Source organism: Rhizobium sp. NLR10b, assembly GCF_019685435.1.
Taxonomy (GTDB): domain Bacteria; phylum Pseudomonadota; class Alphaproteobacteria; order Rhizobiales; family Rhizobiaceae; genus Rhizobium.
Genome location: NZ_JABDWV010000002.1, coordinates 373,541 through 394,340, shown reverse-complemented (window position 1 = coordinate 394,340; position 20,800 = coordinate 373,541). Strand labels below are relative to the sequence as shown.

Genomic DNA, 20,800 nt, shown 5'->3' with positions numbered 1-20,800 from the left:
ATAAGCTGTTCAGCTCTCCGCTGCCCGCCCGCGCAGCTGGCGTACCGGCCGCTCTTCTTCCTCCACCGGTCTATCCTTGGAATTCTCATCGCCGCCAGTATGCTCCTTAACCGCATTGGGAAAGACGGGGGCAGCCTCCCGATGGATGGTAAGGTCACTCTGTGGCAGCGGGATTTCTATGCCTTCCGCCTTGAAGCGCTTGAGGATCTCGATCCTGAGATTGTTGCGCACCGTCAGGCCGTCGCCCATGTCGGCGAGGAAGAAGCGAAGCTCGAAATCAAGCGAATAGGGGCCGAAGCGCAGGAATTCGACATGCGGCTCGGGATTGCGCATGACGAGCGGAATCTTCGCGGTCAACTCCAAGAGAATATCCATCACCATCTGCGGATCGGCGTCGTAGCTGACGGAGACCGGGATTTCCGAACGGCCGATCTTGTTGCGATGCGTCCAATTGCCGACGAGGCCGTTGATCAGTTCCGAATTCGGCACGATGATCGCCTGCTTGCGGAAAGTCTCGATCTCGGTGGCCCGCACCGAGATCCGCTTGACGATACCTTCGGCCGTGCCGGAGACGACGTGATCGCCGACCTTGAACGGCCGCTCGACCAGCAGGATCAGGCCGGAGACGAAGTTGGAGACGATGTTCTGCAGGCCGAAACCGATACCGACCGAAAGCGCCGAGGCGACAAGCGCGAAGCTCGACAGATCGATGCCGGCGGCGGAAACGCCGATGATCGCGGCAATGCCGACGCCGAGATAGCCGATGCCTGTCTTGACCGAATTTCGCACGCCGAGATCGACATGGCTTCGCGCCATGACATTGCCGTCGAGCCAGCGCTGCAGCCAGCGCGTCAGCAGATAGACGCCGGCAAAGAGCAGGACGCCGGTGCAGATTCCGAGCAGCGAGATGCTGATGCCGCCGAGCTTGACCTCAGTGAACAGCCGGAAGGCGATAAGCTGCAGATCCTGTACATGGAAGCCCCAGAGCAGCAGGATCAGCGGAATGCCGACGAGCAGCGCCACCGCATACATGGCAAGGCCGACGAGCAGGCCGACCTGGTCTATCGCCACCGGCCCGAGGTTGAAGCGCCGCGCCAGGAAGCGCGCGAAGAAGGTGTCGCCGAAGCTTTCCTGCCGCGAGATCGCCTTGCCGGAGAGCAGGCCGACATACATGGTTGCGACGACTGCGCCGGTGATGATGAGCTGCGTGGCGACGAAGCGGGCAAGTCCGACGTAGCCGGCAAGTGCCGTAACGATCAAAGCGGCACCGACGACGCGCAGGATGATCGCCATGCCGCGCGGCCAATGTCTGCCAGGCGCGTCGGGATCGCCGCTTCTCGCCAACATCGGCTTGCCGAAGGAGACCGCGATCAGGATGATGCCGATGATGAGCGCGGCGATCAGACTTCTGACGACCGTCAGCACCAGCGGTGAGCCCATCGCTTCGCCGATGCTGCTGAAGAGATAGTCGAGCCCGTTGATGACTGCCATCGCCAGCAGGCAATAACCGATTGAGCGCGCGCCGAGGTTGGAAAGCTTGACGAGCCGCCAGCGCGGTTCGTGCGGCGCAAAGATGGCATTGATGAAGCGACCGACAAAATAGACGAGTCCGATTGTTCCGAACAGCGCGCCGATGACCGGCGCGATATCCGGCCGCAGCACGTTGAAACTGTTGAGGAAGAAGAAGGAGGTGACGAGCAGCACCGCCAGCGCCAGCGTGCGGATCAGCGTCGACCAGAAGGCGATCGACAGCCGGCCGATATAAGAAGGGTTCTCGACCGCATCGTCCCGGCGCAGATAAGAGCCGAACAGTCGGTAGCTGCCGGAAAGCAGAATGAGCGCCGAAGCGAGCGACAGGAAGATCGCCGCGAACAGCGGGAAGCGCTTGAACTTCCAGACGAAGGTGGCCCAGCTCGACAGCGCCGTGGCAAATTCGCCAGTCTCCCGTACGAAGGCAGTCGCAGCATCGTCAAGGACGGAAACCGAGATTTCGGTGCGCCTGAAAAGCGTATCGGCGAAAAGCTGCCGCCGCATCTCGATGATCTCGTTCATGAGCTTCGTCACCGCGATCGACAGGTTTTCGGCGTCACCGGTCACCGCATTGATCTGCGCGCGCTCGGCGGCAAGCGCGTTACGCTCGTCGGTGACGATCTGCGCCTCGGGCGGCTGCCCATCCTTCGGCGGCTCGCCGATCTCGGTCAACCGGTTCTTGATCTGGTCGAAACGCGGCCTCAGGTTGACCGATATGGTGATGACGGCGCGGCTGAGTTCGTCGGCTTTGGTCGCAAGCCCGACCAGCGCATCGTCATTATCGGCGTTCTCCTTGACGCTGTCCTGCAGCGAACCAAGCTGGACCTTCGCCTTCTCGATCTCCTTCGCCGCCTGGGCGGAAGGCGTATCGACAGGCGGCGTCTCTGCTGCCGCCTGCGGCTGCGGTTCCTGCGCGAAGGCTGCTGCGCTCTCAAAATGCGCACCGGCGAGCGCCAGCGTCATGAGAAGAATGGTGCGAAGCAGGATGGATCTCAGCCGCAAAAAGGCCTCCGGAAAGGTTGTCATCGAAATTGAATGCTCGCTTTTCATCGCAAAGAAAGGCGACAGAAAGGCGGGAGATGCCTAAAGCGCCCTGCACCGAGCCTGTTCCATGCCGCGCACGTTCGTCCAAACAGCTCAGAACCCCGCGCCAGGCTTGGAGAGATAGTCGAGTTCTGCTGCCGTCGATTCCCGCCCGAGCATGGCATTGCGGTGAGGAAAGCGCCCGTAGGCGGCGATTATCTCATGGTGGCGGATCGCATAATCGAGATATTCCTCGTCGCCAAGCGCGGTGAACAGTGCCACCGAACGCGCCTGCTCATCGAGATTCTCGGCATGTTCGAAGGGCAGATAGAAGAAGGTCCGGCATGCATGTTCCACCGCCTGGTCGGCGCCGGCCGCAAGCGCAAGCTTGGCTTCCCGAAGCGCCAGCCCGTCGGTAGCAACGGCAAGCCCAGTGCCGCGATAGATGTTGCGGGGAAACTGATCGAGCACGATGGCGGCCGCCAGCCGGCTCATCGGATCGGCCCGCCATTCGTCGCCGACGCCTGCGGCAAGCGCCAGATGCGTATCGCGGAATATATCACGGATCTCGACATCGAGTTCCGGCGGCGGGCGAAACCATAGCTCGCGGCCGCATCGAACGAACCAGAAATCGTAGACTTCGCGAGGTGTGCGGATCGTTGTCATGCTTTCCTCCCGTCGCGTTAGGTTCATGATGTTATGCCGGCAAGCTCTTGTAAAAATAGGACAAGGGGGCACCTTCTCCCGTTGGGTAGAAGAGGGAGTCGAGACGTTGCCGCGAATCTCTTCTCCCCTCGGGGAGAAGGTGCCGGCAGGCGGATGAGGGGGCCGCGGGCACACCCTTTATCGTGACCTTCCACCTCTACCTACTTCTCCTCATGCAACGAGAACACTAGCATCGCCCTCGTCCCTTCATGCCTGGGGTCGTAAGCGAAATCCGATTTCAAGCTCGCGGCCATCGCCGTCAAAATGCGTGTTCCGAGCCCCGTTCCCCTGGCTGAGCCCTCTGGATCGAACCCCGCTCCATCATCCTCGACGATGACGTGCAATTCTCCGTCCGTCTGGTCGACAAAAACGCGGATCTCGCCCGAGACGCTCTCGGGATAGGCATATTTGAAAGCATTGGTGACGAGTTCACTGACGATCAACCCGAGCGTGATCACCTTGTCAGTCGCCAGATTGACCGGTTTTGCGGTCAGCACGATACGGTGCGGCCGCTTGTCGTCGCGCATCGAAGCTTCGAGTTCGGTCAGCAGGCTGTTCAGATATTCATCCACCTGCACCGAGCCGACCTGCCGGTTGGTGTAGAGCCGGCGATGCACGCTGGCGATGGCGTTGATGCGCATCTGCGTCTCGTGCAGCGCGTCGATCGCCACCTGGTCCCTGGTCACGGAAGATTGCATGCGGATCAGCGCGCCGACCAGGCCGAGGCTGTTGGCGATGCGGTGATTGACTTCGGCAAGCAGCAACTCGGCATGGTCGCGCTGCTGGCGGATCACCTCCTGCGCCTGCGCCGTCTCGCGGCGGAAGCGCGCCCGCTCCAGCGCCTGTTCGAGGGCGGCGGCGAGCAGGTCGAAATAATCGGCCGAAATCCCCTTCAGCATGTAGTCATCGGCGCCCGCCTTCAGCGCCGCGACCGCGATGCTGGTGTCATCCGACCCCGTTGCATAAATGACCGGCGGATGATCCGGCACGGACGTGATGCAGGGCAGAATGTCGAGTCCGGTCTCGCCGCTCAGGAGATGATCGAGCACGACGGCGTCGATGCTGCCCTCGGCGATCCGCGCAAGGCCGGCAGCACCATTCTGCGCCCACTCGACCGAAAAGCCGCGCCGCGCAAGGTTCTTCTGCATCAGGAGGGCGAGCCCTTCGTCGTCGTCGATATAGAGGATGTGGATCAGGCCATCCGCATCGCCGCTAGAATTGCTCATTCGGTCTCCCGGCGTTCTCTCTAAGCAACGACGGCCGCAAGGGTCCGAGTCGTCGGCATGGGCACTGTCGTATTGCATTGACCGCCTGAGGTAAACATCGCTGATCCCTCGCTCATGTCGCAGGTGGTTAGCTCTTCTGGAATTTCCGGTGGCCGGAGACTTCGGCGCCAGCCTCCTTCGGCAATTGCAGGAAACGCAGCGACGAGACGATGCCGATCGCGCCAATCACGACGAAGGCCCAGCGGAAATCGGCCAAGACGGGATTGGCCGCACCCCTGAGAGCAGAGGAAATGTTGAGCACGGCGGCGGCCACCGCAACGCCGAGCAGCATCGACATCTGCTGCAGCATGCTCGACAGCGTCGAGGCCGAGCTTCGCTGCGCCGGGCCGATGTCGGCAAAGGCGAGCGTGTTCAGCGCCGTGAACTCCATCGACCGCGACAGGCCGGCGAGAAAGAGCAGCGCATGCATGAAAAACGGCGGCGTGTCAGGCGTCAGGAAACCGCAGGCAACGATTGAAAGGGCCGCGATCAGCCCATTGAGCCCGAGCACGGTGCGGAAGCCGAAGAAGCGTAAGAGCGGCGTCGTCACCGCCTTCATGCTGAAATTGCCGAGAAAATAGACGAGCAGATAGGTGCCGGCGGCAATCGAGCTCAGCCCGAAGCCAAGCTGGAACAGAAGGGGCAGCAGGAAAGGCGTCGCATTGATCGCCGTCCGGCATGCCGTGCCCGCCGAAAGCGTCGACATCGAGAAGGTCTGGACGCGGAAGGCCGAGAGGTCGAGCAGCGGATTGTCGACGGCGAGGAAATGCCGCGTCGCCATGACAGAGAGCATCATGCCCGCCGCCAGCAATGAGATGACGGGCCAAAGCCCGCCTTCCCATTTGACCGAAAGCTCCAAGGCCGCGAGCAACAGGGTCAGTCCGGCCGCGCTCAGGATAAAGCCGAGAATATCCAGCCGGCCGGGATTGGCCTCGCGCTGTTCGGGCACGAAGCGCAGCACCAGCCCCATACCGATGATGCCGATCGGGATGTTGATCAGGAAATTCCAATGCCAACTGGCATAGGTGGTGATGAAGCCGCCGAGTACGGGCCCGACCACGGGCGCCGTCAGCGCCGGCCAGGTGATCAGCGCGATTGCCTGCACGAGTTCAGACTTGCGGGCGTTTTTCAGCACGATGATGCGACCGACCGGCGTCATCAGCGCGCTGCCCGCCCCCTGCAGCGCACGCCACAGCACGAATTCCGTGAGGCTGCCGGAGAGCCCGCAGAACAGCGAAGCGCCGGTGAAGACGCCGATCGACACCAGGAAGACGCGGCGCGCGCCGAAGCGGTCACCGAGCCAGCCTGACAATGGAATGAAGGCCGCCATCGTCAGCATGTAGACGGTGATGCCGATGCTCATCGACACCGGCTGCACGCCGAAGCTTGCCGCCATCTGCGGCAGCGAGGTGGCGACGATGGTGCCGTCGAGGATCTGCATGAAGAAGGAAACGGCAACGACCAGAGCCACGATCTTCGCCTGACGGCCAGTTGCCACCTCTTGCCCGTTCTCGCTCGTCTCTGCCGTTGTCATGAAGCTGCCAATGAAAAATCCGGATGACGCGACAGGCAAGCGGGAAGGAAGCCGATCGGAGATCTGCCGCGCGGGGAGCGTGGATGTGAACCACACATTGGCTGAATACGCCCGTTGCATCACGCCGGAAAGGCTAAATCTAGCACTGGGCGGGAATATTCCCCCGCCCAGCCAAGAAAAAAGCCCCGCCGAAGCGAGGCCCAAGTTTGATCCGCTCCCGGGAAAACAGGAGCGGCGTCGAGGTCCATATCCTGCTGCCCATCCGCCAGCGAGGCCAGATTTCACCGTAGCGGTACGCCCTGCAAACGAAATTTGAGGGATCGGCGTAGGTTTCAGCTGCGAGACTTTGCGCGCTTCGTATTCGGGCGGCCACGCATGGCCGCAGCACCGAGGCGGAAATTCGAGACATTCTTGAGACGGCCGTCCGCCCCCCGAGCGGGTGAAGCTCGGTTCGTTGCTGGCATCCATCGCTCGCGAAGCGGAGCTGACCGATGCCGAGGCGGAACTGTTCGACCAGTTGCGCGACAAGACGCCGGCAGATCCGATGAGGTTTGAATGATCCTCATCGGTACCAACATGATTTCGGAACCATGGAAGCTCACGCCCGATCCGCGTGTGCTGGCGTGGATAGACGCCCAAGCTATCGAAACCCTCTATCTCTCGGCCGTCACAGTCGCTGAGCTGCGTTTCGGCATTGCGGCCATGCCCGCCGGCAAGCGCCGCACCACTCTGCATGACCGGCTGGAGGGCGACGTGCTGCCGTTGTTCGAGGGGCGCGTGCTGCCCTTCGACCTCGGCGCCGCACAAGCCTATGCCGCCCTGATGGCGTAAGCCAAGCCCGCAGGCAAAGCAAACGGCAAGGCCGACGGCTACATCGCCGCCACAGCCGCCGCACACGGCCTCATGGTGGCCACACGCGACACCGGCCCCTTTGAAGCCGCCGGCATCCCCATGATCAATTCATGGGAGGACCGCGGCTGACATCTCCCGCAACCGGCAGAGCGAAAAAAGCGGACGGGCTCACAGGGGTCAGATGTAGAGTGGCGCCATCTTTCGCCAGGCGCCGGCGCGGTGGGCGCGGCCGTCCCAAACATGCAGTTGATGGCGGATGTTCTTCTCGCCGAGCAGCCGGCTGAGATAGCGGTTGTTGTCGAGGAAGGGATCGGCATCGCCGATGGTCAGCACGATCTCGATCTCGCGCAGCCGCTCGAGCCGCCAGTCGGCGCCGAGGCCGGGCAGAAAATGCGTCGGCGTGTGGAAATAGATGCTGTCGTCGTAGTAGCCGTCAAACAGGTCGCCGAACACGTCCACCTTCATCGTCAGGTCGTAGCGCCCAGAAAGGCGACGAGCTTACGGAAGAGATGCGGGTGGCGGAAGACAAGGCTCGCCGCCTGGAAGGCGCCGAGGCTACATCCATGCACGACGGTGCAATCATGCGGGTTTTTCGCCGCCATCAGCGGCAGCACCTCGTGGAGGATATAATCCTCCAGCGCCGCATGCCGGCGGATGCGCTCGGCCGGATGATGGTGGAAGCCGTAGAGGCTGTCGGCCGCCAGTCCCTCGATGCAGTAGAGCTGGAGATGGCCGGCGGAGAGCTTATCGGCAAGGCTTCCGACCAAGCCGAGCTGTTCATATTCGAAGAAGCGTCCTTCCCGCGTCGGAAACACCAGCACCTTGGCGCCGGCATGGCCGAACACCAAGATCTCCATCTCCCGATGCAGGCGCGGACTATACCAGCTGAGATATTTGCGGTTCATGTCACCCTGAAGAACTGTCCGATCTTATCGCGGAGAACCGCCTCTTGCTCTGCGCTTCCAGGGTAATCGAAATGACCGGCGTCCAGGATGAAGATTTCATTATATTTCCGTATCGCATTTGCGACAGCGAACTGGCAGGGCGGCGCGACGGCGGGATCGAAAAGCGCCACTGCCGTCAGCATCGGCACATCGATCCGCCGCGCCGCCGTCGCCGCATCGTAGAAGCGCAGCGTCTCCAGCACGTTTTGATGATCCGCCTGATATTCCTGCACCCCTTGCGCGCTGCCGACGCTCGGCAGCTTCAGCCGCAGCGGCTGGTGGCCGAAGCTCGGCAGCGCCAGATGGCCGCGGTCGATGCGCCCGTCATAAGCGATCGCCATTGCCCCGACGCCGCCGCCGAAGCTGATGCCGCTATAGCCGATATGGCCAAAGAGCCAAGGATAGAACGCGACAAGTGTGGAGACGGCAAGCCAGATATCCTCGACGCAGCCGCCGATGATATAGGAGTCCCGATTGTCGATATCGTGCAACACATGCCAGGACGGATTCTGAGAGATCGGCGGATGGCTGCTCAGCGACAATCCACGGCAGCAGGGAAAGATCAGCGCCGTTTCTCTGACCGGCAGATCGAAATCAGGCTGATCCCGCCCGCCGTAACCATGCCCGACGACGAGGCCGCGCTTCACCTGCCCCTCACGCGGCAGCAGCAGCCAGCCGCCGATCCTGAAATCACCGGTCGAGCGATAGACGAGATCGAGCACATGCCAATCCGGATGGCTGAGCGGGCTGCGCGAAAGCATCGGCCGCGGATCGACCGTCAGCGCCCTCCGGTACCGCGCCTCCCAGAATGAGTCGAAGCCGTCGGGCTCCTCCGGCGGCTCGACTGCAAGAAGCTCCTGAAGCCGCATGCCGTAGGTCGGATCGAAGGCAAAGGGATGTATTTTGGGAATGCTCATTCGAGCCTTGTCCCGCGAAAAGGCGGGCCATGCAAGTTTTGCCGCGTACTTACTCGGGGCGACCATCAGCATCGCCACAACACCACCGGACCGCGGCGGAAGCCCGACGACACGTACCATTCGCGCCCATCTGCTGGAGCGGGGCTACCCACTCGCCTGGATCAAGGCATCCGGCTATTGGGTACAGGGTAACGCCGATGCGACTGAGAAATTTGGTTAGGCCGGAACAGCCGACCCGGCCGCCATCCTCTCACGGGGAGACGGCCGGGAAAAAGCGCGGGCTCGCCGGCATTTGCCGACATAAAGGAGAAGACGACATGCCTGAGATCGCGATGGGCGCCCTCATCGAGAATGGAAGCGTTCTCCTCGCAAGGCGAAGTCCCGGGCGCAGGCAGCATCCGGATCGTTGGAGCCTTCCCGGCGGCCAATTTGTGACAAAGTTCGGATGGCAAGGCCAATCCGCCACATCCGCCAGGTTCCATATCTATCGCATCGATCGGTGGCGAGGCTGCCCGCGACCGATTGACGACGAACACACCAAGCTGAAATGGTTTAGCGCCGCCGAAATCAAATGCGAAACGGAGCTGGCTTTGCCTGAGCTCAGTAAAATCCTTATGAGTCTGACCATCCAGGGGAACAGCAAAGATTGAGCGCGCGATGGCGTTCTCGAGCTCAGCAGGCAAACCGGGCTGTCACTCAGCCTGAAGACGGGCTGACACAACCGCGCTCAGACCTTCTCTTTCTTTCTGGTCTTTTCTTTCGGCTCCGCCGGCGCATCCGGTGTCGGCGCCAAAAGCTTGCGCAGTGATGCGATCTTGTCCTTCATCAGCGGCCGGAAGCGCGTCGCGCGATAGGGCATATCGGCGGCACCATAGCCCTCCGGTCCGTCATCATTGCCGCGATGGATTTCCGCAAGCTTCACGCCGATGAAGGTGCCATCGACATAATGGGTATATTCGCCGACCCAGCGGATCGTATAGATCTCGCCCTTGCGGATGAGCTGGTCGATGCTGACATGCTTGAAGGTATCATTGATGCAGACGACCTTCTGGCCGACATGGAATTCATAGCTCATGGATCAGACTTTCCAATAGCAATCCGCCTCGCCGGTCCATAGCGCGTCCGGCGGCCGGGATGAACCCTTTTCTTGGGACAGGGCCTAATTGCCGCGGCTGCAGCCGCGCCCTCGCCTAGTCGCAATAGACCTTGCCGCTCTTGCGGGAGCGCAGATCGAAATGGAAGTGGTTCCAGTGTTCCGGGTTGCTGCCCGGTCCGAGCACCGTATTGAAATAGCGGCAGCTGTCGCTGCGCACCGCCTTCAAGAGCCGGCCCTCGCGATAGGAGAACAGGCCCTTCTTACGCACGTCGATCGCGTGGCCGTTCTTCAGCACGAACTTGCCGACGTCGATGGCATTGCCGCGGGCGTGTTCCGACATCGGATTATATCTCTGCCGGCTGTTGTTCATGCGGCGGCAGGAATAGCCGCCGAGCGGCTGGATCGTCCTGATGCCGCTCCAGTAGCGGTAGCGGGCCGACGGCGCCAGCTCGTTCTTCACCCACTTGGCGAAGGCAAGCGTCACCTGGCAGTTCAGCGTCACGGCCGGCTTCACGCCGATATTGCCGGAAAGCCCCTTCAACGACACCGGATAGGGCACCTGGCAGGCTGGTCCCTGCGAGATCGGCGGCTTCTCGTCGAAAAGCACACCCATACGCTTCAGTTCGCGCCGGCAGGCGAGCTCGGAAGCCGGCATGACGCTCGGGTCGACCGGCGCTGCGGGCTGGCTCATCATCGGGTTGTTCGGCCGGAGCATCGCAACTTCTTCGCTCTCGTCCTCTTCGGGAACGCGGGTCGGTTCCAAGACAGGGCTGCCGTCATTCCAGGCGGGGGCTCGGCTCATCTCAGCCTGGGCTGCCGGCTGCGGCATTGCCCGCGGCGCCGGCCGGCGCACTGGCTGATTGATCTGAGCCGGGTTGTCGGTGCCGATGCCGTCGACGACAGGTTCGCTGGCGTTGCCCTCGGCGATCTGCTGCTGTTGTTCCTGCGCCAGCCCGACGACCGGTTCGGCCCCGAGCTCCTCGTCCATGTTGACACCGCCGGACGGGACAGCAAGGTTCTGCGTGCCGCCCCAGTTGCCGTTCGGCTGGCCTGCCGCCAGCGCCTCATCGCTGTCGATCATCGGCAGCTTTCGGCTCTGGGATTCCGGCGCCGTCAGCGTCCGCGGCGCCTGCGCCGCGTGCCCGGTGCCGGCAAGGTTCGGCGTATCGAGATAATCGACCGAGCCCTGGCTGCTGCCGACCGGCCCGCCGGAAACGGGATATGAGGCTTGAGTTTCCGCAGGCGCAAGGCGCTCCGCCCGCGCCATACGCACGGCGGGCGCCATACGCGCTGCACCGCGAGACGGTGAAATCGAACTGACCCGGGTGCCGTTGTCGACATTGGCCGGTGGCACCAGCCCGTCGCTGATCGAACAAGTGGTCAGCGCCGCCGAGAGCAGAACGGGCAGGAAGGCTCGCCGCGGAAAGGAAACAAACGCCATACTCTTATCGCTTCCATGGGCCGGCCGCAGAGTGACCGAAAAAACTCGGTCCAATTTTAATTAAAAACGGTGAATGAAAACTTACCGGCACAATCTGAAGGCGGTGGAAATGAAAAAGGCCGGTCGCCCGGCCTTTGATTTCTGCTGTTTCTCACGCTGCCCGTGTGTATCGGGTCTCGGCCCGCCGCCCCGCCTCGCGCAGGCGGAAATTCGAAAGCAGCGTCTTCAGCTGCGTGCTTTCGTCGGCGAGCGTGCGGCTGGCCGCCGTCGTCTCCTCGACCATCGCAGCGTTCTGCTGCGTCATCTGGTCCATGTGATTGACGGAGCTGTTGATCTCGTTGAGGCCCGTAGACTGCTCGCGCGCCGCCGTCGCGATCGAGGCGACATGGTCGTTCACCTGGTTGACCAGTGCCTCGATCTCCAGCAGCGCGTCACCTGTCGAGCGCACCAGCGCAACCCCGCCTTCGACTTCCGCAGCCGAGCGGCTGATCAGTTCCTTGATCTCCTTGGCCGCATTGGCGGAACGCTGCGCAAGTTCGCGCACTTCCTGGGCGACGACAGCGAAGCCGCGGCCAGCCTCGCCGGCCCGCGCAGCCTCGACGCCGGCGTTCAGCGCCAGCAGATTCGTCTGGAAGGCGATCTCGTCGATGACAGAGATGATCTGGTTAATGCGGCTGGAGGATTCCTCGATCCGGCCCATCGCGGTCACGGCGTTGCGGACGATGTCGCCGGAGCGGCCGGCGCTCGCCTTGGTTTCGGCCACCATCTCGCGCGCCTCGTTCGCCCGCTCGGACGCGGTCTTGACCGTCGCGGTGATTTCGTCGAGCGCTGCCGCCGTTTCTTCGAGTGCGGCCGCCTGCTGCTCGGTGCGCTTCGACAGGTTACCGGTCGCCTCACTGATGTCGGATGCGCTGTCGTTGACTACCCGGCTTGATTCGGAAATCGCATGAATGACGCCGTTCAGCGCATCGACGGCCGCGTTGAAATCATTCCTGAGCTTGGCGTAGTCCTCACCGATGTCGCCGATTGCAACGGTGAGGTCGCCGCTTGCAAGCTTCTCCAGGCCGACGCCGAGCGCCTGCATGGCGCGGTTTTGCCGCTCGGAAGCCGAGCGCAGGCTCGCTTCGTTGCCGCGGCGCTCGTCCTCGATCTGCCGCTGCCGCTCGTCTTCGCGGCCGCGTAGCGCCCTGCGTTCGTCGACGGAGTCACGCAGCACCAGCAGCACTTTGGCCATTTGTCCCACCTCGTCGCGGCACTCGCTGCCGGCGATCTCGACGGATGCTTCCTCGGCAGCAATCGCGTTCATCGCCGTCTTCAGCCGGGCAATCGGCGCCGTTACACTGCGGACGATGGCATAGGCGATCGCAATGGTGGCGGCCGCACCAAGCAGGCAGAGCACTGCCGCCCAGATCGCATTTTGGCGATAGAGCGCCGCCAGGTCATCGGCATAGACGCCGGTGCCGACGATCCAGCCCCAGGGTTCGAAACCGGCGACATAGGAATATTTCAGCACCGGCTCATCGGCGCCCGGCTTCGGCCAGTAATAATCAACGAAGCCCTTGCCGTCCTTCTTCACCTTGTTGACGAACTCGACGAACAGGAACTTGCCGGTCGGGTCCTTCATCTGGGAGATATCGGTGCCGTTCAGTTGCGGTTTGATCGGGTGCATCACCATGGCGGGGCGCATGTCGTTGATCCAGAAATAGCCGTCGGCGCCGTAGCGCATGGCGCCGATCACGTCCTTGGCGGCCGCCTGCGCCTGCTCGCGGGTCATCGTGCCCGCCTGTTCCATCTTGTAATATTTGTCGAAGATGCCGAGCGCCGTGGCCTCCATCTTCTCCAGCCCCGCCTTCCGCTCCGCTTCCAGCTCGGAATAGGAAAAGTTCAGAAAGAAGACCATCGTCGCCGCAAGCACGGCAAGCGTGAAGCCGACGAGGCAGTAAAGACGGGTGGAAATCTTGACGTTACGCATGAGGGTTCCCGGCGATTCTTGGATATGAGACCGCTTTCATTGTGAACCACCTCAATTACTGGAGCGTAAAGTTTTATTAGAAGATAATTAAATAACGCAAGCTGAAGTGTCGGTTGTAAAATTCAACTAGCTGAAATCGATTGAGATTTCAGCTCGGTGACGGTCGCGATATTTGCACCGCCGCCTTCGCTGGCACCGAAAGGGATTGGTCGACACAACGAGTTCGCCTAACGTGGCTGCAGAATCGTAACACCCAGCCTGAGGGAACCTTCCATGACCGATGCCGCCAAGCCGAGAGGCGAACTGACGCTGCGCACGCTCGCCATGCCGGGCGATGCCAATCCGGCCGGCGATATTTTCGGCGGCTGGGTCATGGCGCAGATGGACCTTGCCTCCGGTATTCGTGCCGCCGAGCGCGCCAAGGGCCGCGTCGTCACCGCCGCCGTCAAGGAGATGGCCTTCGAACTGCCGGTCAAGATCGGCGATACGCTGTCGGTCTATACCGATATCGACCGCGTCGGGCGCACATCGATTACGCTGATCGTCGAAGCGTGGGCGCACCGCTCGCGTTATGCCAAGATGGAAAAGGTCACCGCCGCCACCTTCATCATGGTGGCGCTCGACGAAGAGGGCAAGCCCAAGCAAGTCCCCGAGGAGTGACAGCCCGGGATCGACACGATGGAAACGGTCAGCTCGCCGGAAGTCTTCCTTCATATCAAGGTGGTGATGGGCATGGTCATCAGCCTTTCGCTTGCAAGGCTGCTCACTGGCGTTGCCGGCATCGTCCAGCATCCGGCCAAGGCGAAGGTTTATCCAATTCACCTCGGCTGGGCGCTGTCGCTGTTCCTCTTCATCATCCATATCTGGTGGTGGGAATATCGCCTGCAGGCCGTGCCCGCCATCGGCTTCGGCATCTATCTCTTCCTCGTCTGCTTCTGCAGCCTGTTCTTCCTGCTCTGCGCCCTGCTCTTCCCGGCGAGCCTCGAGGAATATGGCGGCTACGAGGAATATTTCATTTCAAGGCGCAAATGGTTCTTCGGCATCCTCGGCCTGATCTACGCCGTCGATATCCTCGATACGGCGATCAAAGGTCCGGAGCGTATCCTCTCGCTCGGCTGGGAATATCCCGCCCGCAATATCGTCTACATCCTGCTCTGCGCCATCGCCGCCTGGACCGCGAACCGCCGCTTCCACACCATCTTCGTCATCGCCAACCTGCTCTACCAGGTGAGCTTCATCTTCAGACTTTACGATGTGTTGGGGTGAGGAGCGATCGGGCGCGGCCCGAGCAATCGATCCAGTGAACCGATTGCAGCGACGAACGCCCTGAGCCTAAAGCGAAGGGCCGGGCAGCGGCTTGCTCCCTTGGCGAAGCACAGGCAAGAGCAGGCGGCCGCCCGACGCATCACCTCCCTCAGAGCGTCCGGCCCTGCAATTGGTTCACCGGCCGATCGATCCCGCTATGCGAAACCACCTCTCACACCTTCAAAAACTGCGACCCCCTATCAAACCCCAGCCCGGGAAATATCTTCCCCGTCAGATCATCCACGCCGACATCGAACTGCCGGTAAAGCATCGCCGCCGCCACCTCGCGCACGTCGGCGGTCGGCATCAGGTCGCGGTCGTCGAGCAGTAGCCCGTCGCCGAGCCCGGGCCAGCGGCCGAGGATACGGCCGCCGTCGATCGCGCCGCCGGCAAGTACGGCGCAGCCGCCGGTTCCGTGGTCGGTGCCGGCGGAGCCGTTCTGTCGGACGGTACGCCCGAATTCGGTCATGGCGAGTACCACCGTCTTTGACCAGATCTCCGAGCCCAGCGTCACCTTCAGCGTGTTGATCGCCTGGGCGAGATCCCCGGCCGGCCGCTTGAACTGGCCGGCCTGGCCGATATGGGTGTCCCAGCCGGTGATCGAGAAGCTGGCGATGCGGTAGTCGCCCTTCAGCATGTTGGCCGCGAGCGCCGCGACGTCGCCGATCTTTTCGCCGCGCTCGCCGTCCGGCTCGACCATCATCGCCGCGCTGTCGGCTCGCGTCGCCTCGGCAAGCGCCTGGGCGAAGGGCGGATCACCGGCATAAAGCCGCGCCAGGAACTGCATCTCGTCACGCGCCGGCGCCAGATTGGAATCCGACGCCCAGACGTCGACATTGTTCGGCCCGGAGAGGATCAGTTCCGTCGACGTGTTGACGTCGATCGCCTTGCGCGCATCCGACCGCGGGATGACGGCGAGCGCCCGGTTCAGCCAGCCAGTCTTTTCCTCGGCGACATGTTCGCCGCCAGACTCAAGCATGTCCTGCCCGTCGAAATGGCTGCGCTGGTCGCGATAGGGCGTCGACACCGCATGGACGAAGGCGAGTTCTCGGCTCTTCCAGAGCGGCATCAGGTCGGCGGCGGCGGGATTGAGGCCGAAATGCCCATCAAGATCGAGAAGTCCGCTGTCCGGCGTCAGCGCCAGGGTCGGCCTGAGCGCAGCAAAGCCGGCATCGCCGTAAGGCTGCACCAGGTCGAGTCCGTCCATTGCGCCGCGCAGGACGATGGTGACGAAACGATTATCGCCCGGCATCGCCGCAAAGGTGACCGGCGTGAAGAGGGGGGCGGCGGCAATACAGCAGGCCGATGTCAGAAAGCCGCGGCGGGAAAGCAAAATCCGGTTCATTGAGAGCCTCCTATCGGCGGTTGAATTCCGGCGATGCCAGCACCAGCGTCAAACCGCTGATCTTGTTCGGCGCCTGCGATACCACGCGGATCGTCTCGTCGCGGGCGGCATCGGCAAGCGTCGATCTCAGGAACTCGCGCGGATCCTCGTCGCGGCCGAACTGCGCCGCGGCCCGCCTTGCCCAGGCCAGGCGCTCGGCGAGCTGGCTGCCGCTGATCCAGGCGGAAAAGCCTTCCTCGAAACCGGCAGGGCTCGGCGGCAGCCAGGTCGGCTGGCCCATGCGCTTCAGCGCCCCCTGCCCCAACGCCCGCGCCGCCCGAAAGGCCTTGAGCCGCTTGTCCCTCGCCTCTCCGGCGGGGTCCGTCGTCACTGGCGCTCCCGCCATGCCGGGCGTATTGGCAGCCATATCGCCCTCATCCGTTCCCTGCTGATTGGCTGCCAGGAAGCTGCCGACGACGCCGTTGACCGGCCCCGCATTCAGCGCCCTCAGGCCGGCAACGATAAAATCGAATGGCTGACGCGCCTTGGCGCCCTCGTTTTGCCAGGCGGCCGGATGGTCGAGCATGGCGGTGTAGACGGCGGTGAGATCGCCATCTGTCTTTCTCCAAGCCGCCGCCATGTCAGAGACCATCCCCTCGTCTGGCTGGTCGGAGACGAAATGCACCGCGAGCTTGTGGCTGATATGCGCCGCCGTCTTCGGATGGACCGAGAGGTCATCGAGCATGTCGAGATAATCTTCGCGCGAGCGCCGGCGCCCGCCATAACTGACGCCGAGCACCTCATGCGTGCCGGGCTCCGAAATGGTCGGCCGAAAGGCGATATCCATCTCCTTGCGGTCGATGGTGAGGCCCGTCAGCACCATGGCCGCGGCGGTAACATCCGCCTGGGTATAGCCGCTGCCGGCCCCGAGCGTGTGCAGTTCCAGGAGTTCGCGTCCGAGATTTTCGTTCAGCCCCTTGTTGCGCTTGACGCCGCCCGCCGAATCCGGCCCGAGCGAATCCGCCTGGTCGAGGTAGATCAGCATGGCGGGATGAGCGGTGGCGCTGCGCAGGAGATTGCCGAACCTGCCCGAAATGAACGGCCGGATTGCCTCGGCCTCGTAGAGCGGCACGATAAGGCGCATCGGCAGGCTCTTGTTGGCGCTGGTGGAGAAATGATCGGTCCAGAAGGTCGAAAGCCGCTCGTAAAAGCCGTAGGGCGACAGCACCGCCTGCATCAGCCGCAGGTTTGCATCGTGCTGGAATTGTTGCTGCGCCTGGCGCTGCACAGCCTTGCGCATCTCGCGCCGCGTCGGATCGTCGGTGACCGTCTTGGCATCTTCGCGGATCTGCTTCAGCTGCGCCTGCAGGCTGAGGATCGCCCGGTGACGCATATCGGGGCCGCCGAGCGGAAAATCCGGCGTTGCCGCCGCGCCTTTGGACAATTGCCCGATCAGCTCGTCCTTGCTTTGCGGCGCCACCTCGCCCGGCCGGAAACCATAACCGAAACGGATCGCCGCCATCGTCGGGAAAGAGAGGCTCATGCCCGATCACCTCCTGATCACTTGATGGTGACAGGCTGACAGCCGATTGCGACGGGAATCTGTAGGAAATGCGGCGATATCACGACATGGACGATTTGTAATCTACTGAAAACGCTCAGGTTTCATGCGCGGAAAATGAAGGATGCTCCGATGTACTGCCGTAGGCGGCTTCAGTTTCAACCCGCCGACGGCTCTGGCATTTCATTCAGCGAGCACTTTCGAACGCGGCTCCCGCCAACGCCCCTCACGATGAGGCTCTCTCGGGCCTTTGGCGGCATCCTCCAGCTTTCCTCGTGCTGAGGTGTGCGGCCCGAGGGCGGAACTCGAAGCACGCGCCTCAACCTTGCTTTTTGCAACTTTTCGCCGCCGCAACACCCGCCTCGTCCTTCGAGGCACCTGCGGATGAGGCTCTTGAGCGCTGGCGCATGCCCTTGCGCCTCTTCATCGTAACAGACGCATCCGCCCGACCGTCTCAAGCCACCCTGCCCCGGCACGCCCACGCCACCGAAGCAAACGATCGCGGCCCATCCGGCTCGCCGGCCTCATAGGCGGCCCGAATGGCGGCGTCGACGGCCTTTTTCTTGTCCGGCTCGAGCCCCGCAACGTATCTGCCGAGCGGCCCTTCGCCGGCCGCGATCGGCTGCCAATAATCGTCGAAGGAAAGATAGTCCATCCGCACCAGGAGCGAGGTTTCTTCGACGTCGGAAAGGCCTTGCGCGATGAAGGTCTGTTTCATTTCCCCCGGCCGCATCATCGGCTGGAAACAATATCGGCGGCGCAGCGGCAGCGCGTCCTCGTCGAGCATGACGGCCGTATCCCACAGCATTCGCATATTCGACATACCGCCGTAATGATCCCAGACGGCGGCGGCGACCACACCGCCGGGGCGGACGACGCGGGCCATCTCGGCCACCGCCTTGCCGGCCTCCGGCACGAAATGCAGCATCAGCAGCGACATCGCCCTGTCGAAACAGCCGTCCTCGAAAGGCAAGGAGCAGGCATCCGCCTGTTGGATCGAAATGCGTGGATCGGTATTGGCCCGTTTCGCCGCCTCGACGAAGACAGGAGAATAATCGATGGCGGCGATCTCCCGCAGGCCTGGCGTTTGCGCAAGCGTAAACGCCAGGCTGCCGGTGCCGCAGCCGACGTCGAGCACGCGATCGCCATCCGCCAGCCCGGCAAAATCGATGAGCATCGGCGCCAGCTTCCGGCTCCAGCGGCCCATCAGCCGCTCGTACCCATCCGCACTTTCGACATGAAAACTCGACGGCATGAAAGCCTCCTCCCCCAAGGACGATGGCTGATTATGAACGCGCCATCGGCGGCCGCAAGCGGATAATCGCTGTCGGTCCGCCGGACCTCCTTCTCCCGCATCCTCGGCCCTGCGCCGAGGATCTGCCACCCGTCAACCGCCGTGGAGCGCGTCAGCCGCCAGCTTTATCCAGAACGCTCCAATCAAACCCGCGTGCCCAATCGGCATAACGGTGCCAGCCGACATCAGGAAAATCGCGGCGAAGGAAGGCGATGTCGGCGTCGTAGCCGGTGCGATCGAACCATTCGTACATCCGCGCCGCATCCTCGCTCTGCTGCCGCATCGCGGCAATCGGCAATTCCTGATAGCCGATCGGGCGGCCGAGCACTTCCGATAGGATCTTCACCTGCTCCTCGCCGGACAATTCGTCGCCGGCGATGTCGAAACGCCTGCCGAACACCCGTTCGCGCCGTTCGGCCAAGGCCGCGACGAAGGCGCCGATATCGGCAAGGCAGATCTGCTGCAGCACGCGCCCGGACGGCAGGGCCGCGGCGTAGACGCCCTGGCGCAGCCCGTCGAGAGCCCAGGGCGCCACGGTGTTTTCCATGAAGGCGACGGGCGCGCTGATCGTGTAGGGAACGCCGAGCCCGGCAATATGCTGCTCGACCAGAAACTTGCTGTCGAAATGCGGAATGCCGGTCTTTCTATCGGCGTCAGCGACGGAGGAATAAATCAAGTGCCCGATACCGGCAGCCTTCGCCGCATTCGCGGCGGTGATGCCCTGGCGGTTTTCCGCATCCGTCCCCGCCTCGTAGCTATTGCCCATCAGGAACATCGTATCCACGCCGCTCGCAGCCTGCGTCACCGACCCGGCATCGTCGAGATCACCGGCGACAACTTCGACTCCCGCCGCGGCCAGGCGGCTGGCGCTGTCGCTCTCCGGATTCCGGCAGATCGCCCTGACGCGGTGGCCCCGCGCCAGCAATGCGCGTGCGACCGCGCCGCCCTGCTGTCCGGTCGCGCCCGTTACCAGTACACTTCTTTCCTTGCTCATGTCTCTGCTCCTTGTGGTTGGCGATGAGCCAGAGGTAAGGCTTGCCGCATTGAACCATAATAGCCTAAGAATGAGAAACATCGTGCCACTGGTGAATACAATGCTCGATCTCAACGATATCGTCGTCTTCGCCCGCGTGGTCGAGGCCGGCAGCTTCACCGCCGCCGCCCGCCTGCTTGCCATGCCAAAGACGACGGTCAGCCGTCGTATCGCCGCGCTCGAGCGCGAGTTCGGTGTACGGCTCCTGCAGCGGACCACCCGCAGCCTCAGGCTGACGGATGCGGGACGCCTCTATTACGAGGAGAGCAGTGAGGCGCTTCGCACCCTCGAGCAGGCGAACCTTCGGCTGGCCGAGGCGCGGACCGAGCCCGCCGGCACGATCCGGATCTCCGCGCCCGTCGGCTTCAGCGGTCATTTCCTCTCCGCCACCATGTTCGATTTCCTGGCGACTTACCCGAAAACCAGGGTGGAGTTGCACCTGTCCGACGACCGGCTCAACCTCATCGAGAACGGCATCGACCTCGCCTTCCGCACCGGCATTATGGAGGATTCGACGCTGATCGCCCGCAAGCTCGGCTCGACCTACCGGATTCTCTGTGCCAGCCCCGACTATCTCGCGCGCTGCGGCGCACCGGATCGGCCGGCGGACCTCGCCAGCCACGATTGCGTCATCGCCGGTCCGTCGGCGGCCAATGCGCACTGGGTGCTGGAGGGCGCGGACATTCGGGAAACCGTAGCGGTATCGGGACGCTTCGCCGCCAACGAGATGCAGGCGGTCATGGCCGCCGCGATCGCCGGCTACGGCATCGCGCAACTGCCGCACGGCGCCGCCGCAGCCTGTATTGCCGACGGCCGTTTGCAACGCGTCCTCGACGGCTACACGACCCCAGCCGGCGGCCTGCATGTCGTCTATCCCAGCAGTCAGCACCTGTCGCCGCTGGTCAAGGCATTCGTCCAATTGGCAATCGATCGGCTCAACGTCGGCTATGGCGCATTGAATGCGCCGGCGATCATATCGCAATAAGCCCTGGCCTCGGTGAAAA

General features: G+C 62.9%; 16 protein-coding genes and 4 pseudogenes. 7 read left to right on the top strand and 13 right to left on the bottom strand.

Annotated features, from left to right (window positions below; translation table 11 throughout):
* Window positions 1-9: 9 nt before the first annotated feature.
* The 4 genes from HJB91_RS04405 to HJB91_RS04390 form a co-directional block, all read right to left on the bottom strand.
* Entirely contained in the window at window positions 10-2,532 is a 2,523-nt protein-coding gene (locus tag HJB91_RS04405; protein ID WP_221153511.1) for a mechanosensitive ion channel family protein, read from the bottom strand.
* 135 nt (window positions 2,533-2,667) lie between these two features.
* Window positions 2,668-3,219, bottom strand: a complete 552-nt coding sequence (locus HJB91_RS04400; RefSeq protein WP_221153510.1) for a DUF924 family protein — start codon at window positions 3,217-3,219, stop codon at window positions 2,668-2,670.
* Between the two features lie 200 nt (window positions 3,220-3,419).
* Window positions 3,420-4,484 carry a sensor histidine kinase gene (locus HJB91_RS04395; RefSeq protein ID WP_221153509.1) on the bottom strand — a complete coding sequence of 355 codons (1,065 nt, stop codon included), beginning with the start codon at window positions 4,482-4,484 and terminating at the stop codon, window positions 3,420-3,422.
* Window positions 4,485-4,611: 127 nt separating this feature from the next.
* Window positions 4,612-6,057 (bottom strand): MFS transporter, encoded by a 1,446-nt coding sequence (locus HJB91_RS04390; RefSeq protein ID WP_221145315.1) that lies wholly within the window; start codon window positions 6,055-6,057, stop codon window positions 4,612-4,614.
* Between the two features lie 359 nt (window positions 6,058-6,416).
* On the opposite strand from HJB91_RS04390, the pseudogene HJB91_RS04385 reads away from it, so the two are divergent.
* Together HJB91_RS04385 and HJB91_RS04380 are read left to right on the top strand one after the other, a co-directional pair.
* Window positions 6,417-6,616 (top strand): annotated as a pseudogene (locus HJB91_RS04385) (FitA-like ribbon-helix-helix domain-containing protein).
* Window positions 6,613-7,038, top strand: a pseudogene (locus tag HJB91_RS04380) (type II toxin-antitoxin system VapC family toxin). Before HJB91_RS04385 ends, HJB91_RS04380 begins: the two co-directional pseudogenes overlap by 4 nt.
* Before the next feature lie 48 nt (window positions 7,039-7,086).
* On the opposite strand, the pseudogene HJB91_RS04375 reads toward HJB91_RS04380, so the two are convergent.
* Together HJB91_RS04375 and HJB91_RS04370 are read right to left on the bottom strand one after the other, a co-directional pair.
* A pseudogene (locus tag HJB91_RS04375) lies at window positions 7,087-7,814 on the bottom strand (esterase family protein).
* Complete coding sequence (locus HJB91_RS04370; protein WP_221153508.1) at window positions 7,811-8,770, bottom strand: acetylxylan esterase; 960 nt, start codon at window positions 8,768-8,770, stop codon at window positions 7,811-7,813. Before HJB91_RS04370 ends, HJB91_RS04375 begins: the two are co-directional and overlap by 4 nt.
* Before the next feature lie 109 nt (window positions 8,771-8,879).
* Between HJB91_RS04370 and HJB91_RS30560 the strand changes: the two are divergent.
* Together HJB91_RS30560 and HJB91_RS04365 are read left to right on the top strand one after the other, a co-directional pair.
* Window positions 8,880-8,990, top strand: a pseudogene (locus HJB91_RS30560) (siderophore-interacting protein); the annotation flags it as partial.
* A 97-nt stretch (window positions 8,991-9,087) separates the two neighbouring features.
* Window positions 9,088-9,420 (top strand): NUDIX hydrolase, encoded by a 333-nt coding sequence (locus HJB91_RS04365; protein WP_221153507.1) that lies wholly within the window; start codon window positions 9,088-9,090, stop codon window positions 9,418-9,420.
* A gap of 77 nt (window positions 9,421-9,497) precedes the next feature.
* On the opposite strand, the gene HJB91_RS04360 is transcribed toward HJB91_RS04365, so the two are convergent.
* The 3 genes from HJB91_RS04360 to HJB91_RS04350 all read right to left on the bottom strand — a co-directional run bounded on the left by HJB91_RS04360 (window position 9,498) and on the right by HJB91_RS04350 (window position 13,279).
* On the bottom strand, window positions 9,498-9,845 hold the full coding sequence (locus tag HJB91_RS04360; protein WP_210630935.1) for a CAP-Gly domain protein: 348 nt from the start codon (window positions 9,843-9,845) through the stop codon (window positions 9,498-9,500).
* Window positions 9,846-9,960: 115 nt separating this feature from the next.
* The gene (locus HJB91_RS04355; protein ID WP_221145322.1) at window positions 9,961-11,307 is read right to left on the bottom strand and encodes an extensin family protein; all 1,347 of its coding nucleotides are present in this window, start codon (window positions 11,305-11,307) and stop codon (window positions 9,961-9,963) included.
* Window positions 11,308-11,458: 151 nt separating this feature from the next.
* Window positions 11,459-13,279, bottom strand: coding sequence for a methyl-accepting chemotaxis protein (locus HJB91_RS04350; RefSeq protein WP_210630933.1), 1,821 nt, complete (start codon window positions 13,277-13,279; stop codon window positions 11,459-11,461).
* Window positions 13,280-13,552: 273 nt separating this feature from the next.
* Between HJB91_RS04350 and HJB91_RS04345 the strand changes: the two genes are divergently transcribed.
* Both HJB91_RS04345 and HJB91_RS04340 read left to right on the top strand, forming a co-directional pair.
* On the top strand, window positions 13,553-13,939 hold the full coding sequence (locus HJB91_RS04345; protein WP_064803309.1) for an acyl-CoA thioesterase: 387 nt from the start codon (window positions 13,553-13,555) through the stop codon (window positions 13,937-13,939).
* A gap of 18 nt (window positions 13,940-13,957) precedes the next feature.
* The gene (locus tag HJB91_RS04340; protein WP_210630932.1) at window positions 13,958-14,545 is read left to right on the top strand and encodes a hypothetical protein; all 588 of its coding nucleotides are present in this window, start codon (window positions 13,958-13,960) and stop codon (window positions 14,543-14,545) included.
* Window positions 14,546-14,756: 211 nt separating this feature from the next.
* Here the strand turns inward: HJB91_RS04340 and HJB91_RS04335 are convergent, their stop codons facing one another.
* The 4 genes from HJB91_RS04335 to HJB91_RS04320 form a co-directional block, all read right to left on the bottom strand.
* A complete protein-coding gene (locus HJB91_RS04335) occupies window positions 14,757-15,929 on the bottom strand; it encodes a DUF1501 domain-containing protein (protein ID WP_210630931.1) in 1,173 nt (390 codons plus the stop codon).
* Window positions 15,930-15,939: 10 nt separating this feature from the next.
* The gene (locus tag HJB91_RS04330; RefSeq protein ID WP_210630930.1) at window positions 15,940-17,451 is read right to left on the bottom strand and encodes a DUF1800 family protein; all 1,512 of its coding nucleotides are present in this window, start codon (window positions 17,449-17,451) and stop codon (window positions 15,940-15,942) included.
* A gap of 472 nt (window positions 17,452-17,923) precedes the next feature.
* The gene (locus tag HJB91_RS04325) at window positions 17,924-18,724 is read right to left on the bottom strand and encodes a class I SAM-dependent methyltransferase (protein ID WP_210630929.1); all 801 of its coding nucleotides are present in this window, start codon (window positions 18,722-18,724) and stop codon (window positions 17,924-17,926) included.
* 151 nt (window positions 18,725-18,875) lie between these two features.
* A complete protein-coding gene (locus HJB91_RS04320) occupies window positions 18,876-19,757 on the bottom strand; it encodes an NmrA/HSCARG family protein (RefSeq protein ID WP_221153506.1) in 882 nt (293 codons plus the stop codon).
* 100 nt (window positions 19,758-19,857) lie between these two features.
* Between HJB91_RS04320 and HJB91_RS04315 the strand changes: the two genes are divergently transcribed.
* Window positions 19,858-20,781 (top strand): LysR family transcriptional regulator, encoded by a 924-nt coding sequence (locus HJB91_RS04315; RefSeq protein WP_221153562.1) that lies wholly within the window; start codon window positions 19,858-19,860, stop codon window positions 20,779-20,781.
* Window positions 20,782-20,800: the final 19 nt, after the last annotated feature.